This is a genomic window from Pseudomonas sp. 20P_3.2_Bac5 (assembly GCF_025466035.1).
GTDB lineage: Bacteria > Pseudomonadota > Gammaproteobacteria > Pseudomonadales > Pseudomonadaceae > Aquipseudomonas.
The window spans coordinates 63703-78990 of the sequence record NZ_JANLOA010000061.1 but is presented as its reverse complement, the minus strand read 5'-3'; the positions used below and the strand labels follow the sequence as shown (position 1 = coordinate 78990).

17 protein-coding genes and 1 pseudogene are annotated in these 15288 nt (G+C 65.3%); 11 read left to right on the top strand and 7 right to left on the bottom strand.

Annotated elements, in window-relative coordinates; translation table 11 throughout:
• Window positions 1-4: 4 nt before the first annotated feature.
• On the bottom strand, window positions 5-619 hold the full coding sequence (locus NTD88_RS10175) for a response regulator transcription factor (RefSeq protein ID WP_095155036.1): 615 nt from the start codon (window positions 617-619) through the stop codon (window positions 5-7).
• Between the two features lie 283 nt (window positions 620-902).
• The gene (locus NTD88_RS10170) at window positions 903-1493 is read right to left on the bottom strand and encodes a DUF4157 domain-containing protein (RefSeq protein ID WP_262154916.1); all 591 of its coding nucleotides are present in this window, start codon (window positions 1491-1493) and stop codon (window positions 903-905) included.
• Between the two features lie 154 nt (window positions 1494-1647).
• Between NTD88_RS10170 and NTD88_RS10165 the strand changes: the two genes are divergently transcribed.
• A complete protein-coding gene (locus NTD88_RS10165; protein WP_095155034.1) occupies window positions 1648-2277 on the top strand; it encodes a LysE family translocator in 630 nt (209 codons plus the stop codon).
• A 6-nt stretch (window positions 2278-2283) separates the two neighbouring features.
• Here the strand turns inward: NTD88_RS10165 and NTD88_RS10160 are convergent, their stop codons facing one another.
• Window positions 2284-2850, bottom strand: a complete 567-nt coding sequence (locus tag NTD88_RS10160) for a TetR/AcrR family transcriptional regulator (RefSeq protein WP_262154915.1) — start codon at window positions 2848-2850, stop codon at window positions 2284-2286.
• Window positions 2851-2942: 92 nt separating this feature from the next.
• Between NTD88_RS10160 and NTD88_RS10155 the strand changes: the two genes are divergently transcribed.
• Window positions 2943-3677 carry an SDR family oxidoreductase gene (locus NTD88_RS10155; RefSeq protein WP_095155032.1) on the top strand — a complete coding sequence of 245 codons (735 nt, stop codon included), beginning with the start codon at window positions 2943-2945 and terminating at the stop codon, window positions 3675-3677.
• A gap of 53 nt (window positions 3678-3730) precedes the next feature.
• On the top strand, window positions 3731-4321 hold the full coding sequence (locus NTD88_RS10150; RefSeq protein WP_262154914.1) for a 2-hydroxychromene-2-carboxylate isomerase: 591 nt from the start codon (window positions 3731-3733) through the stop codon (window positions 4319-4321).
• A gap of 28 nt (window positions 4322-4349) precedes the next feature.
• Here NTD88_RS10150 and NTD88_RS10145 read toward each other — a convergent pair whose 3' ends face one another.
• Entirely contained in the window at window positions 4350-5255 is a 906-nt protein-coding gene (locus NTD88_RS10145; protein ID WP_262129354.1) for a helix-turn-helix domain-containing protein, read from the bottom strand.
• 175 nt (window positions 5256-5430) lie between these two features.
• Here NTD88_RS10145 and NTD88_RS10140 point away from each other — a divergent pair, with 175 nt between their 5' ends.
• The 4 genes from NTD88_RS10140 to NTD88_RS10125 all read left to right on the top strand — a co-directional run bounded on the left by NTD88_RS10140 (window position 5431) and on the right by NTD88_RS10125 (window position 9745).
• On the top strand, window positions 5431-6255 hold the full coding sequence (locus NTD88_RS10140; RefSeq protein ID WP_095155030.1) for an SDR family NAD(P)-dependent oxidoreductase: 825 nt from the start codon (window positions 5431-5433) through the stop codon (window positions 6253-6255).
• Window positions 6252-7982: an FAD-dependent oxidoreductase gene (locus tag NTD88_RS10135; protein WP_262154913.1), complete on the top strand. Its 1731-nt coding sequence runs from the start codon at window positions 6252-6254 to the stop codon at window positions 7980-7982. The genes NTD88_RS10140 and NTD88_RS10135 overlap by 4 nt, the downstream gene beginning before the upstream one ends.
• Window positions 7982-8311 (top strand): NIPSNAP family protein, encoded by a 330-nt coding sequence (locus NTD88_RS10130; protein WP_095155028.1) that lies wholly within the window; start codon window positions 7982-7984, stop codon window positions 8309-8311. Before NTD88_RS10135 ends, NTD88_RS10130 begins: the two co-directional genes overlap by 1 nt.
• An 84-nt stretch (window positions 8312-8395) precedes the next feature.
• The gene (locus tag NTD88_RS10125; RefSeq protein WP_262154912.1) at window positions 8396-9745 is read left to right on the top strand and encodes an MFS transporter; all 1350 of its coding nucleotides are present in this window, start codon (window positions 8396-8398) and stop codon (window positions 9743-9745) included.
• Here the strand turns inward: NTD88_RS10125 and ampC are convergent, their stop codons facing one another.
• The 3 genes and pseudogenes from ampC to NTD88_RS29180 all read right to left on the bottom strand — a co-directional run.
• Complete coding sequence (gene ampC / locus NTD88_RS10120) at window positions 9746-10876, bottom strand: class C beta-lactamase (RefSeq protein WP_262154911.1); 1131 nt, start codon at window positions 10874-10876, stop codon at window positions 9746-9748.
• Between the two features lie 80 nt (window positions 10877-10956).
• On the bottom strand, window positions 10957-11724 hold the full coding sequence (locus NTD88_RS29185; protein WP_371864278.1) for a methyl-accepting chemotaxis protein: 768 nt from the start codon (window positions 11722-11724) through the stop codon (window positions 10957-10959).
• An 87-nt stretch (window positions 11725-11811) separates the two neighbouring features.
• Window positions 11812-12699 (bottom strand): annotated as a pseudogene (locus NTD88_RS29180) (cache domain-containing protein); the annotation flags it as partial.
• On the opposite strand from NTD88_RS29180, the gene NTD88_RS10110 reads away from it, so the two are divergent.
• The 4 genes from NTD88_RS10110 to NTD88_RS10095 all read left to right on the top strand — a co-directional run bounded on the left by NTD88_RS10110 (window position 12700) and on the right by NTD88_RS10095 (window position 15288).
• Window positions 12700-12924, top strand: a complete 225-nt coding sequence (locus NTD88_RS10110; protein WP_262154963.1) for a hypothetical protein — start codon at window positions 12700-12702, stop codon at window positions 12922-12924.
• 233 nt (window positions 12925-13157) lie between these two features.
• The gene (locus NTD88_RS10105) at window positions 13158-13475 is read left to right on the top strand and encodes a DUF2388 domain-containing protein (protein WP_095155024.1); all 318 of its coding nucleotides are present in this window, start codon (window positions 13158-13160) and stop codon (window positions 13473-13475) included.
• An 83-nt stretch (window positions 13476-13558) separates the two neighbouring features.
• Complete coding sequence (locus NTD88_RS10100; protein WP_095155023.1) at window positions 13559-14005, top strand: SRPBCC family protein; 447 nt, start codon at window positions 13559-13561, stop codon at window positions 14003-14005.
• An 83-nt stretch (window positions 14006-14088) separates the two neighbouring features.
• Window positions 14089-15288 (top strand): MFS transporter, encoded by a 1200-nt coding sequence (locus tag NTD88_RS10095; protein ID WP_262154910.1) that lies wholly within the window; start codon window positions 14089-14091, stop codon window positions 15286-15288.

Sequence of the window (15288 nt, the reverse complement as noted above, 5' to 3'; positions counted from 1 at the left end):
CGCTTCAGAGCATTTCGTGGCGGTTGGCCAGGTCGAGCAGTTCCGCCAGCGAGCGGACCTGGAGCTTGTCCATGATGCGGGTCTTGTAGGTGCTGATGGTCTTCGCGCTGAGGATCATGGCGTCGGCGATTTCGTTGTTGCTTGCGCCTTTGGCCAGTTGCCGCATCACCTCGAACTCGCGATTGGACAAGCGCTCCAGGCGCTCGGCCTCGGAGTTGGAGCGGGGCGCCATGCGCAGGGCGTCGGGCAGGTAGGAGTAACCGTTGAGCACGGCCTTGAGCGCGCCGCTGAAGATCTGCAGATCCTCGTCCTTGCGCACGAAGGCCGACGCGCCGGCCTCGATGCAGCGCTTGGCGAACAGCCTGGGCGGCAGCCCGGTGAACACCAGAATCCGTGGTGGCGGGTCCAGGGCACGCAGGCGTTCCAGCACGCTGAGGCCGTCGAGCCGCGGCAGGCCGAGGTCGAGAATTACCACATCGGGGCTGTGTTCCTGGCTCAGGCTGACGGCGGTGACGCCGTCGTGGGCCTCGCCGACGACCTCGTAGCCTTCGCGCTCAAGCAGCAGGCGAGTGGCAAAACGAATGGTGGGGTGATCATCGACGATCAGAATCTTGTGCATCGCAGGCCCTGCATCAGGAATGGATTTTTCCCGAGTCACTCAGGAGAGGAAACCGCCGGTTCTGACGGGCCGCTCACGATACGTCGAATCAGGTTCGATGAGTACGAGGAGTATAGAAGCGTGGAACAATTCCGGCTGGATAGATGAAAAGTCCTACAGGAACTGTGAAGAGTCTGTCAGTGGTACACGGCGCCAAGGGCGTTGGGCGCCGGGTGTGTTGCTGACGGGGCAGGGGGAATTGTGCTGACACGCCGTTTCCCCTTGAGTCGCTTGAAGGGTCGGCTCAATGCGCCGGATGCGCGGCGAGGGTGGCGCCCGGCGCCAGTTTGAGCGCTTTGCCGACCTCGGCCTGGATCGCATAGGCCGGCGCTTCCACCGCATCGAAATTGCGCGTGTAGCGCGCGGCGAACCCTTCCACGCCCCATTGCTGGTATTGCTGCACATGCTTGAGTTCGTGGGCCCACAGGGCGACGTTGTCGCGGGCGTCCTCGGCAGTGCGGAAGACGATCACGTCGACCAGGGTCACGGCGCTGACGTCGGGGTTCTGCAGGAAGGCGCTGGCCGCGTCGAGTTGCTGGGTGTTGCCGACCTGATAGCGGGCCGCATCGAGCACCTGGAAGTCGTACCAGCGCTCCAGTTGCGCGCGGATGTGCAGCGGAATCGGTTCGACCCCGCTGGCCACGGCGCTGTCGCGTGACAGCGCGAGCCAGTTGGCCAGCCCCGAAGAGGCCATGCGTGTGACATTGTGGAGCAGGGTGAACAGGTCATCGGCCTGGCCCGTCGCCGGTGTGGCGGCGGATGCGCCAGGCGCGGCGCCGAGCGCCAGGCACAGCAGCAGCGAGGGGCACAGCCTGAAGGGAACGCGGAGGGACATGTAGCTCCTGCCGGGGATCAGCGGCGAATGTCGGGGATGTGCAGTTTGACCGGTCGCGCAAACTTTAGTTACTACCGTCCGACAAATTGTCCGGGGGCTTGAGCGGGAAGGGCGGCGCAGGCATCCTTCGCGCTTTGATCTGCCTGGAGCCGTCATGGACGCCTCGACCCTTCTGCTTTACGTCATCGCCGCCAGCGCGGTGATGGTCACGCCCGGCCCGGCCATGCTGCTGGCCCTCAACAACGGCGCCAGCCACGGCATGCGCGTGGCCGGCTTCGGCATGGCCGGGGCGATGCTCTCCGACCTGATCCTCATTGGCGCCGTCGGCTGCGGCCTCGGCGCCTTGCTGCAGGCGTCCGAACACTTGTTCAGCCTGGTCAAATGGGTGGGCGCGGCGTACCTGCTGTACCTCGCGGTGATGCTCTGGCGTGCGCCGGTGCAGGCGTTGAGTACCAGCGGCACGGCGGTCGCTGTGAGCGGTCGTTCGAGCTTTCTGCGGGCGCTGTTCGTCGGCCTGTCCAATCCCAAGGGCTTGCTGTTCTTCTCGGCATTCCTGCCGCAGTTCATTCGCCCGGACCAACCGGTGTTGCAGCAGTACCTGGTGCTCGCGGTTGTCACCGCGTCGCTCGACTGCCTGGTGATGATTGTCTATGCCCTCGGCGGGCGACACGCGGTACGTGCCTTCTCGGCGCGGGTGATGCAATGGATCAACCGCGGCTGCGCCGGCATGCTCGCGGTACTGGCGGTCGGCGTCAGCCTGTACCGCCGCAACGACCTGCACTGATTCCCCTCACGGCACTTGCTCCAGCGCCTTGCGCGCAAATCCCCGGCTGGCCGCCAGCACGGCCTCCCGGGTGTCTTCCCCGGCGAGCATCCGCGCCACCAGCAGCGCCCCGACACACTGACTCAGCAGCACCCAGGCCAGGGCTTCGTCCTTCAAGGTGACCGCCCACGCCTGGTGCAGGGTTTTCAGCCAGTGCTCCGCTTCTTCCCGCACCTTGATATCCGCCCGGGCGATTTCCGCGCCCAGGCTCGGAATCGCGCAGCCGTTTTCCGGGTTGTGCAGGTGGGCCAGGCTCAGGTACTGGTCGAGGCAGCGTTGCAGCTTGTCCCGGTTCAGCTCGCCGGCCTGGGTTTGCAGGTTGATGAAACTGTGGGACAGCTCCTCGCGGACGATCTCGCTGAACAGGTCGTCCTTGGACGGGAAGTGGTTGTAGAAGGCGCCGCCGGTCAGGCCGATGGCCTTCATCAAACCGGCCACGCCGGTGGACGCAAAGCCGCCCTGCTTGGCCAGGGCGCCGCTGCTTTGCACCAGCCGCTGCCGGGTCTGTTCCTTGTGGTCGTTGGAATAGCGCACCTGGGAAATCCTCTGTTACACGCTTGACGAATGTGCGGATCGTAGCATAGCGTTCGTTCACTAAACGATCATTCATCAATGAGGCGACACCCATGACCGATAACAACAAAAAAGTCGTACTGGTGATCGGCGCTGGCGATGCCACGGGCGGCGCCATAGCCAAGCGGTTTGCCCGTGAAGGCTATATCGCCTGCGTTACCCGGCGCAGTGCCGACAAGCTGCAACCGCTGCTGGATGAAATCCGCGCCGAGGGCGGCCAGGCCCACGGTTTTGGCTCCGATGCGCGCAAGGAGGAGGAGGTCGCGGCTCTGGTGGAGGAGATCGAAAGCAGCATCGGCCCGATTGACGCCTTCGTCTTCAATATCGGCGCCAACGTGCCTTGCAGCATCCTCGAAGAAACCCCGCGCAAATACTTCAAGATCTGGGAAATGGCCTGCTTCGCCGGCTTCCTCACCGCGCAGGCGGTGGCCCGGCGCATGGTCACCCGCGAGCGCGGCACCATTCTCTTTACCGGCGCCACCGCCGGTTTGCGCGGCGCCGCCGGGTTCGCCGCCTTCGCCGGGGCCAAGCACGGCATCCGCGCCCTGGCCCAGAGCATGGCGCGGGAGTTGGGCCCGCGTGGCATCCACGTTGGCCATGTGGTGGTGGATGGCGCCATCGACACCGCCTTTATCCGCGACAGCTTCCCCGAGCGCTACGCGCTCAAGGACCAGGACGGCATCCTCGACCCCGCGCATATCGCCGACAACTACTGGCACCTGCACGCTCAGCCGCGGGATGCCTGGACCTTCGAACTGGACCTGCGCCCGTGGATGGAACGTTGGTAAGCCCCGTCGCTCGCCCTGAAATGACCCCACCTGCGCACAAGGACCTGAATCTCATGAGCAAGACCGTCGAATTCTTCTTCGATCTCGGAAGCCCCGCCAGCTACCTGGCCTGGACCCAACTGCCGCGTCTGCGTGCCGAGCACGGCGCCAACGTGGTACTGCGCCCGATGCTGCTGGGCGGCGTATTCCAGGCCACCGGCAACAGTTCGCCGGCGACCGTCCCGGCCAAGGCCCGCTACACCTACGCCGACTTCCAGCGCTATGCCGCCCGTTATGGCGTGACCCTGCGTTTCAGCCCGCATTTCCCGATCAACACCCTGACCCTGATGCGCGGCGCGATCGGCGTGCAACTGCGCCAGCCAGAGCGTTTAGGCGACTACCTGGCGGCGATGTTCACGGCGTTGTGGGTGACCGGGCGCAACCTCGGTGACCCGGCCGTGGTGGCCGAGGTGCTGACGGAGGCGGGATTTGAAGCGGACGGCTTCGTCGCGCTGGTGGGCGATGCCGAGGTGAAGGCGGCGCTGAAGACTGTGACCGAAGAAGCGGTGGCCCGCGGGGTGTTTGGTGCGCCGACGTTCTTTGTCGGCGAGCAGATGTTCTTTGGTCAGGACCGCCTGGACTTTGTGGTGGACGCCCTGGGCTGATCGGCCGTCGCGCGCTGGGCGGTGTCCTTCACGAACACCGCGCCAGCGCCGGCCGGGGTTTGCCGCCGCCGCGAAAGTCGCTCGGGCTCATCCCGGCGTGCTTGCGGAAGAACCGGCTGAAGTAACCGACATCGACGAAGCCCAGCTCATGGGCGATGCCTTTAACGCTCAGATCGGAATGCCCCAGGCCGCGCTTGGCCTCCAGCACCATGCGGGCGTTGATCACGTTCATCGGGGTCATGCCCAAGTGTTCCTGGCACAGGCGGCCGAGGGTTGCGACCGTCATGCCCAGATCGCTGGCGTACGCGTTTAGCGGGCGATGCTCGCGAAAATGCATGTCCACCAGTTCGCGGAATGCAGTGAGCTGCTGGCTGCGACGGGACGGCACGCGGCGCTGCGCGTCATCGCCGCCCAGATGTTCGTGGCGCAGGGCCTGGACAAACAGCGCCAGCAGCAGCGACATGCTGCACGCCACATGCTCGCGGGCCCGGTTGTGGTACTCCTCGCTCAAGGCGCGGCACAGCGGCAGCAGCGGGTCTTCGTCCTCGCGCCAGTGCGGCAGGGCGATCACATGGGGTTTGCGAATCTGGCTCGACAGGCTAGGTGCCAGCACCTGGGCGATGCTTTCCAGCGGATGCTGCGCCGCCGTGATGACCTGGCCCTCGACCTGGCCGGCCCAGTGGAAACCATGCACCACTTGGGCGGGCACGAACACCACGCACGGCGCCTGCACCGGCACCCGGTCGCTGTCGAACAGCACTTCACCGCCGCCGCTCTGCACGTAGAGCAACTGCAACAGGCCGTCATGGCGGTGGGCGGCGATTTCCCAGTTGTGGGCGCCGGAGCGTTTCGAGATCGACTCCACATGCAGCGACTCGTGCCACACCGGCTGGGCCGTCTCGCCGTAGAGGGCGTAATTGGGGATCTTGTTCATGTTCTTGTAATTGTGTGATCGCGACCCGGCCACTGTGCCACAGCCCTGGCCGGGCATCAGGCGTGGCCGGCAATTTTGTCGAAAATGTCTGGACGGTTGCAGGTTTTGTCCATTCTTGCCGCAGGGCCGCGGTCCTAGTCTGTTCGCCAGAACAAGCGACACTCTGGAGAGCAGCATGAATAACAACACTTCCTCCCATTGGCTGGGCCTGGACGCCGCCGTTTGCGTGGTCACCGGCGGTGCCGGCGGGATTGGCGCGGCGCTCGCGGCGGCATTGGTGGAGCAGCAGGCCCATGTGGTCCTGCTGGACCGCGACGCCGATAAATGCCGCGAACTGGCGGCCACCCTTGGCGAACACAGCGTCGGCGAGGTCAGCGCCCTGGCCTGCGATATCGCCGACCCGCGCAGCGTGGCCGAGGCGGCGGCCAAGGTGCAGGCGCTGCACGGCCGCTGCGATGTGCTGGTCAACAACGCCAGCGTGCTGCGTCCGGGGGCGCTCGAAGGCCTGGACCTCGATCACTGGAATCAGGTGCTGGCGGTCAACCTCAGCGGCTATCTGCTGTGCGCCCAGGCGTTCGGCCGCTCGATGCTGGAGCGCGGTAGTGGCCGCATCGTCCATATCGCTTCGATTGCCGCCCATTTCCCGCAACCCAACAGCGGCGCTTATAGCGCGGCCAAGGCCGGGGTCAGCATGCTGTCGCGCCAGCTCGCGGTGGAGTGGGGGCCGCGCGGGGTGCGCAGCAACGCGGTGTGCCCGGGCTTGATCCGCACGCCGTTGTCGGCGGCGTTCTACGCCGACCCGGAAATCGAGCGCCAGCGCAGCGCCATGACTGCCAATCGCCGTATCGGCGAGCCGGTGGATATTGCCCAGGCGGCGCTGTTTCTTGCCAGCCCGCGGGCCGACTACATCAACGGTGCCGAACTGACGGTGGATGGCGGCCTGGAAAGCATGCCCATGGCGCTGATTCCGCGTCCCGGTTTCGAGGGGGCACGGTCATGAACGAGAGAAGCTGCGATGTGCTGGTGATTGGCGCCGGTGCCGGTGGCCTGGCCACCGCGATCACCGCGAAGAAACACGGGCTGGATGTGCTGGTGATCGAGAAGGACGACTGCTTCGGCGGCACCACGGCGTTTTCCGGTGGCGTGCTGTGGGTGCCGGGCAATATTCACGGCAAGGCCCAGGGCGCCGGTGACAGCCGGGAAAAGGCCCTGACCTATCTGCGCAATGAAACCGGCGCCTGCTTCGATGAGGCCGGGGTCGAGGCGTTCCTGCGCTACGGCCCGGAGATGGTGGAGTACTTCGAGCGGGAAACGGCGGTCAAATTCGTCCCCACCCTGTACCCGGACTACCACCCCGAAGTGGGCGGCGGCCTGGACATCGGTCGCTCGATTCTCGCCGCACCCTATGACATCCGTGGCCTGGGTGCGGACATGGCGCGCCTGCGCCCGCCGCTGAAGACCATCACCTTCATCGGCATGATGTTCAATTCGTCCAATGCCGACCTCAAGCACTTCTTCAACGTCACCCGTTCCCTGACCTCGTTCGCCTACGTCACCCGGCGCCTGTTGACCCACCTCAAGGAGCTGGCGCTGTACCGCCGTGGAACCCAGGTCACCAGCGGCAATGCCCTGGCGGCGCGGCTGGTGCGCTCGGCGCTGGACCTGGGCATCCCGATCCTCACCGGGACGCCGGCTCGCCAGTTGCTCAGCGAAGGCGGGCGGGTCACGGGCGCGCTGGCCAGCGAAGGCGGGCGTGAATTGCGCATCAATGCCCGGCGCGGCGTGGTGCTGGCCTGCGGTGGTTTCTCCCACGACCTGCAACGGCTGAAACAGGCCTATCCCCATGTGCGTCGCGGTGGCGAGCATTTCTCGCCGGTGCCGGCGGGTAATAGCGGCGACGGCGCGCGCATGGCCGAAAGCCTCGGCGCGCGGGTGGAAATCCGTCTGCAGGCGCCCGCTGCGTGGATGCCGGTGTCCAAGGTGCCCATGGGCGGCGGGCGCTATACCGCGTTTCCGCACTTGCTCGACCGCTACAAACCGGGGGTGATCGGCGTGCTGCGCAGCGGCCGGCGTTTCACCAATGAATCGGACTCCTATCACGATGTCGGCGCGGCGCTGATCGACGCCTGCACCGGAGAGACGGAAACTGCCATGTGGCTGGTCTGCGACCGGCGCACCCTCGGCAAATACGGCCTCGGCTACGCCAAACCGGCGCCGATGCCTCAAGGCCCGCTGCTGCGCAACGGCTACCTGTTCAAGGGCCGCACCCTCGCCGAACTGGCGGCGCGCACCGGCATCGATGCCCAGGGGCTGGAGCAGACCGTCCGCCAGTACAACCTCGGTGCGGTAAAGGGCGAGGACCGCCAGTTCGGGCGCGGCACCACTACCTTCAACCGCTACCTGGCCGATCCCGCGCACCAACCGAACCCGTGCGTGGCGCCGATTGGCGAAGGCCCGTATTACGCAGTGAAAGTGATCATGGGCGATCTCGGCACCTTCGACGGCATCCGCACCAGCGTCGTCGGCGAAGTGCTTGGCGCCGACCAGCGGGCGATTGCCGGCCTCTACGCGGTGGGCAACGACCGCGCGAGCATCATGGGCGGCAACTACCCCGGCGCCGGCATCACCCTCGGCCCGATCATGACCTTTGGCTACATCACCGGCCGCCATCTGGCCGGCGTCGACCAGGGCCTTGACGATGCCGGTGCTGCGCAGGAGGTGGCGTGATGGACAAGGCCATCGTCGATCACCGCATCTACACCATCAGGCCACGGTGCATGGCGGCCTTTCTCGACGCCTTCGACCAACTGGCGATGCCGATCCTGCTGCGCCACCTCGGCGCGCCGCTGGCGTTCTACACCAGCAGCATCGGTCCGCTGAATCAAGTGGTTCATCTATGGGGCTACGACAGCCTCGACGATTTCGAAAAACGCAGTGCCGCGCGCGACGCCGACCCGGATTTCGCCGCCTACCTGCACGCTACCCGCGATCTGGTGCTGGCCCAGGAGACCCGGATCATCAAGCCCGTACACCTGCGCAGTCTCGACCGCCGTTGAGTTGCCGACCGCCGCGCGCCCACACGCGTGCGGCGGATTTCCGCGTGCTGCAACCACACACAAAAACAACAAGAGGCAAGGGCAGTGGACACTTCCAACAGCATCAACATCCGCCGGCTGATCGATGATCAGCCGGTCAGCGGCTACCAGAAATGGGTGGTCTTCCTCGGTTTCCTGATCATCGCCCTGGATGGTCTGGATGTGGCAATCATCGGCTTCATCGCGCCGCAACTGAAAAGCGAATGGGGGCTGGGGCCGCAGGACCTCGGCCCGGTGCTCAGCGCCGCGCTGATTGGCCTGGCCTTGGGCGCGCTGGTGGCCGGGCCTCTGGCGGACCGCTACGGGCGCAAGCTGGTGCTGTTGGGCAGCGTGTTGCTGTTCGGCGGCTGGACCCTCGCTTCGGCCTTCGCACCGAATCTGGAAACCCTGGTGGCGCTGCGTTTTCTCACCGGGCTCGGCCTCGGTGCGGCGATGCCCAACGCCAGTACCCTGGTCAGCGAATACGCGCCGACGCGCAGCCGTTCGTTGCTGATTACCCTGGCGTTCTGCGGGTTTTCCCTCGGCGCGGCGCTGGGCGGCTTCGCCAGCGCCTGGATGATTCCCAACCTGGGCTGGCGCAGTGTGCTGGTGCTGGGTGGCGTGCTGCCGTTGCTGGTGGCGCCGCTGCTGTACTGGCGGCTGCCAGAGTCGGTGACCTTTCTGGTGCGCCAGGGCGCCGACCCCGAGTGCATTCGCGCCATCGTCCGCCGCCTGGCACCGAAGCGGGTCGGGCCGGGCACGGTCTTCACCTTGCCGGCAGCCGTGACGGCAGGCGGCGGGGCGGTCGGCACCATCCTGTCGCCGGGCTATCGCTTCGGCACCCTAATGCTCTGGGGCGGTTACATCCTCGCGTTGTTTCTGGTCTATCTGTTCAGCGGCTGGTTGCCGACGCTGGTGAAGGAGGGCGGTGGTTACTCGGTGGCCGAGGCCGCGATCGTGACCGCCTGCTTCCAGATTGGCGGGCCGGTGGGCGCGATTTCGGTGGGCTGGGCCATGGACCGCTGGAACCCGCAACGGGTACTGATGCTGGCCTTCGTGTTCAGTGGCGCGGTGATTTTCGCCATCGGCCAGGTGGCCGGTGCGTTTGCCTGGTTGTGCGTGATCGCCTGGGCCGTGGGCTTTGGCCTGAACGGCGCCAGCGTCGGCATGAATGCGCTGGCGGCGGCGTTCTACCCGGTCGAGGTGCGGGCCACCGGCGCCAGTTGGATGAGCGGCATCGGTCGTCTCGGGGCGATTCTCAGCGCCTTCGCCGGGGCGCAGATGCTGGCGGCGGGCTGGAGCTTCGCCCAGGTGTTCGCGTCATTGCTGATTCCGGCCGGGCTGGCGGCGCTGGCGGTGTTGCTGCAGGGGCGCCAGACCGGTCGAAGCGCCCCAGTGGCCGTCCGCGCGCGCTAGCTACTTGTCCAGCTGCTCCAGCAGGTTCCAGGCCAGCTTCACCCGCTCGCTATTGGGGTAGTTGCGGTTGGCCAGGATCACCACGCCACGCTGTTGCTCCGGCACGAACGCGATATACGCGCCGAAGCCGTTGGTGGCGCCGGTCTTGTTCACCCAGGCCCGTTGCTGCGGCGCCAGCGGCGGGTCGAGGGCCTTGACCGGCGCGCCCTGCAGCGCGGTGAGGTTGTCGTTGCCGTCGAGCAGGGTCTGCAAGGCCAGAGGATAGGCGTATTGCTCCCAGATCAGGTCCTGGGTCATGGCGCCGCGCTGGAAGTAACCGCGATGGGTTGCCTGCACGGCCTGTTCATAGGGCGCTGCGAGTTTCACCCGGCCGAGGTTGATCTCGACGAAACGCAGCAGGTCGCTGCTGCTGCTTTTCAGCCCGTAGGCTTGGTTGGCCAGAACGCCGGGATTGACCCGCACCGGGGCGCCGCCCTTGTCGTAACCCCAGGCATACAGCGTCTGTTGGTCTTTCGGCACGGCGAGATAGGTGTGCTTGAGTCCAAGTTCGGGCAGAAGCTGTTCCTGCATGGCTGTGACGAACGGGGTTTGCAGTTGCTTGGCGGCAATTACGCCGAGCATGCCAATGCTCGGGTTGGCGTAGGTGCGCCAGGTGCCCGGCGGCTGTTGCGGCGTCCAGGCCTTGAGCCAGGCCAGCAGTTGCGCGTCGTTGCTCACGGCATCGGGGAATTGCAGCGGCATGCCGCCGGTGGTGTGGGTGGCGAGGTTGATCAGCGACAGTTTGCCGAACGGCGTGCCGGCCAGTTCCGGCAGGTAGTCGCCGGCGCTGGCAGTCAGCGACAGCGTGCCCTTGGCCTGGGCGTAGCCGGCGAGGGTGGCGGTGAAGGTCTTGCTGATGGAGCCCAGCTCGAACAGGGTGTCGCGGGTCACCGGCTGGCCGCTGGCCTTGTCGGCCACGCCGAATTCATAGAAGTGCTGGCGGCCGTTATCCGTGATGGCGATGGCCAGGCCAGGAATGGCGTTGTCACGCATCAGCGCTTCGGCGGCGTCGCGAACCTGTCGGTCGAAGTCGGTATCGGCCCAGGCGACCAGGGGCGTGGCGCAGAGCGCAACAAGGGCAAGAAGGCGCATGGAAAGCTTCCGTGTCGAAAAACACGCACCCTGCTTGAGATGGGCGGAAGTATCAAGGCCGATACTTCCGCCGTGTCACCTCAGGACTTGAAGCGGCCCACCAGGCCACTCAGTTCCTGCGACAACTCCGACAGCCGTCCGGAGTCCTGCTGCGCCGAACGGGCCAGGTCCTCGACCCGCCGTGCTTCGTCGTAGATCTGCTGGATATGCCGGTTGATCTCTTCGGCAACGCTGTGCTGCTCTTCCGCTGCTGCCGAGATCTGCAGGTTCTGGTCGCGGATCTCGTTGACCGACAACTGGATGCCTTCGAAGCTGTCTTGCGCGCTGGCGATGGACGACACGCTGGCGCGGGACAGGTCCAGGCAGCTTTCCATCTTCTGCGAGACTTCCTGGGTCTTGCTGCCGAGGGTGCCGAGCAACTGATCGATCTCGCCGGTGGAATCGGAGGTGCGCTTGGCCAGTGCCCGCACTTCATCGGCCACCACCGCGAAGCCGCGGCCCTGATCGCCGGCCCGGGCCGCCTCGATGGCCGCGTTCAGCGCCAGCAGGTTGGTCTGCTCGGCGATGGCGCGGATGGTGCCGAGGATCTGGTTGATGTCGCGGCTGCCCTGTTCCAGCTCGACCATGGCTTGGGACGATTCAGTCAGGCGATTGCTCAGGCGGTTGACGTTATTGGTGGTCTGCTCGATCTGCTGCTTGCCTTCGGCAACCCGGCGGTGGCCATTTTCCGCCGCGTCGGCGGCGCTGCTGCAGGAACGGGCGACTTCGTTGGCGGTGGCGACCATCTCGTTGAAGGCGGTGGACACCAGTTCGACGGCTTCGCGCTGGCGGCCGGCGGCGTCGTTCATGTTGCCGGCCATTTCGCTGTTGGTCTGCGAGGCGCGTTGCAGATTGCCCGAGGCGGCGCCGATGTGCTGGATCAACTGGCGGATCGCCGCGAGGAACTTGTTGAACCAGCCGGCCAGCTCGGCCGTTTCATCCTTGCCTTGCACCTGCAGGTCGCGGCGCAGGTCGCCTTCGCCTTCGGCGATCGACTGCAGACCGGTGCTGACCTGGCCGATCGGCTTGACGATCACCCGCGAGAACGCCGCCGCGACGAGCGCGAAGACCAGCGCCAGGACGATGACGATGATCGCCGTGAGCCAGGTCATGCGGGTGGCGGTGCCCATCACTTCCTTGTGCTCGATCAGGCCGATGAAGTGCCAGCCCAGGCCCGGGGAGGTCCAGGTGTTGGCCATGTAGCGCACGCCATTGAGTTCGACTTCGGTGACGCCCTGGCCGGTGGCTGCCAGGTGTGCGTACGGCGCGCCGAGGTCGGCGAGCTTCTTGAAGCTGTGGCTGGCGTCGCGCGGATCGACCAGCACGGTGCCGTCCTCGACCAGCATCACGTAGCCGCTGTCACCCAGCTTGATGCTCTTGATCAGCTCGGTGAGGTTTTTCAGCGAGACACTGACGACGAACACGCCCTTGGCCTTGCCGGCCTCGTCGAGCAGCGCCCGCGCGGTGCCGACCAGGGCCACGTCATCCTTTTCGTAGTAGTACGCCGCCGTGCGCACGGTCTTCTGCGGGCTGGCCATCGCGGCCTTGTACCAGGGGCGGGTGCGCGGGTCGTAGTTGGCCAGTTGCGGGTCATCCGGCCACTTGGCGTAGCTGCCGTCTTCCAGGCCGATGGACAGAATCGCCGCGGCCGGATGAGTGGCGCCATAACGGGAAAAAGCTTCAATCACTTGTTTCGCCGCTGGCGGCAGTGGTTGGTTAGGGGCGTCGGTACTGATGTACTGTTTTAATTGTTCTACAGAGTTGTATACAGGATCTTTAGACATTTGATCGACGTTCTGCGAAGTGCCGTCGAAGAACTGCCGCATATTACCGTCGATCTGGCGTATTTCACGGGTGCTGCTTTCGACGAACTGATCGACCGCATCACTGCGGATACTCAGCACCGACAGGGCACCGACAAGGCTTACCGGAATAAATGCCACCAGTACGAAGGCAAGTATGAGTTTGTTCTTTATTTTCATCGTGAGGTACATCCATGCAGGCGGTAGGCAGATGGCAGTGTTGTTTGCGGTAATGGCAACTTGCTATTTTTTGCTTCATCAGACCGTGTACATAAATATTTGGCAAGTACTTCGTATACACGTTGCGAGTTAATTGTTTTGATCTGTTGGTCAGGTTTTACCCTGTTGCTTACTGGCCTTTCTGTTCATCCGATGGAACTCCGTCCTCGGCGTGCGCATCCTAGACTGAGTAATACCTGTCATTTCCGGAGGATTCCGTCATGCGGCGTACATTGCTCGTTTCTTCGTTGTTGCTCTGCCTGCCTTTCGGCACGGCGCTGGCCCGGGTTGATGCTGGTGATGTCGCCACTTCGGCCGGTGTCTCCGCTTCGCTGTATTCCACCTTCAAGGACGACAAACGGATCATCCCGGCGCGGGACGAGGCGTCCAGCTTCGTCGCCAGCGGCGGTGCGATCCGCGGCGCTTACCTGGAGTCGGTGCTGCAACGCGTGCGCCAGGAAAACCCCGGCATCCAGGCCAGTGACGAAGAACTGGCGCGGGCGATTCTGGTGAGCGATCACTTCGGTGATGAGCGCTGAAAACGGCACCAGGCGGACGGCTGGACGCCGCGCGGGTCTTCGACTTGACTGGTTACACCCCGTGACCTGACCAGGAGATGACCATGAGCAGCAACACCGTTCGCCTGCACCGTGTGTTCAAGGCGCCCGCCGAGCGCGTCTACCGGGCGTTTCTCGACGCCGAGGCGATGGCCAAATGGCTACCGCCCCACGGCTTCACCTGCAAGGTCGATCACTTCGACCCGCGGGTGGGTGGCACCTACAAGATGTCCTTCAGCAATTTCTCCAGCGGCCAGCGCCACGGCTTCGGCGGTGAGTACACGGAATTGCTGCCCAACGAGCGCATCCGTTACACCGATCGTTTCGACGACCCCAACCTGCCCGGCGAAATCATCGCGACCATCACCTTCAAGGCCGTGTCGTGCGGGACCGAGGTGCATATTGTCCAGGAGGGTCTGCCCAGCGTGATTCCGCTGGAAGGGTGCTACCTGGGCTGGCAGGAGTCGTTGAATCAATTGGCGGCACTGGTGGAGCCGGAAATCCCCGGCTGAGTCGCTTTCCGCGAGAAAGGGCATCGTATTCATGTTTTGTTACTGTTTTAATGGCGAGTCCAGTTGCACGGACCGCCTGAATCATGCCCGAAGCTCACGACGCCGTTCTCCCATCCTGCGCTGAAACCTCGCCGCGCCGCCGCGCCTTGCTGGCGGCCTGCGGCGCCCACGCTGTACACGATGGCCTGACTGACCTGATCTATGTGCTGCTGCCGATCTGGCAGGTCCAGTTCGGCCTGAGCTATGCGCAGATCGGCCTGCTGCGCGGCGCGTGGTCAGCCACCATGGCAGCGTTCCAGTTGCTGGCCAGCCGTGCGGCACGGCGCTTTGGTCGCGAGCAGTTGCTGATTGGCGGCACCGTGCTGATTGGCGTGGCCTACCTGCTGGCGGGGCAGGCCGGTGGCCTGATCGCCTTGTTCGCCGCGCTGGTGCTTGGCGGCCTTGGCGCCAGCACGCAGCACCCGCTGGCCTCGTCGCTGGTCAGCGATACCCACGAGCCCGGGGCGCCGGTCAAACAGGCGCTGTCGCATTACAACTTCGCCGGTGATATCGGCAAAACCCTGATTCCGGCGCTGGTGGGCGTGTCCCTGACGGTAATGAGCTGGCGCTTGAGCGTGACCCTGGCCGGGGTGCTCGGCTTGCTGGCGGCGCTGGCGATGTACTTGCTGATCCCGCGCGGCAACAGCGAGCATGCGGCCGCCGCGAAAAAGGTCGGCGATCATGCCGGCACCGGCTCGGTGGCTGGCCTGCGGGCGTTGCTGGCGACCGGCTTTCTCGACAGCGCCGTGCGCATGGGTTTTCTCACCTTCCTGCCGTTCCTGCTCACCGACAAGGGCGCGGGTACGGCCGGTATCGGCCTGGCGTTGACCCTGCTGTTTATCGGCGGCGCCTTCGGCAAGCTGATCTGCGGCTACCTGGGCGCGCGCTTCGGCCTGCTGAAAACGGTGTGGCTGAGTGAGTCGCTGACGGCGGCGCTGGTGGTGGCGGCGGTGTTCCTGCCGCTCAACGCGCTGATGATCATGCTGCCGCTGCTCGGGCTGGTGCTCAATGGCACCTCGTCGGTGCTCTATGGCGTGGTGCCGGAACTGGCGGCGGCGGGCCGGCGGGAACAGGCGTTTGCCCTGTTCTACACCGGCACCATCGGTGGCGGGGCGCTGGCGCCGATCGTCTTCGGACGCCTGGGGGATGCCAGCGGGGTGCCGTTCGCGCTGATGGTGCTGGCGGCGACCCTGCTGTTGACGCTGCCGCTGACCTGGTATGTGGACCGCGGCCTGCAGCGCTGA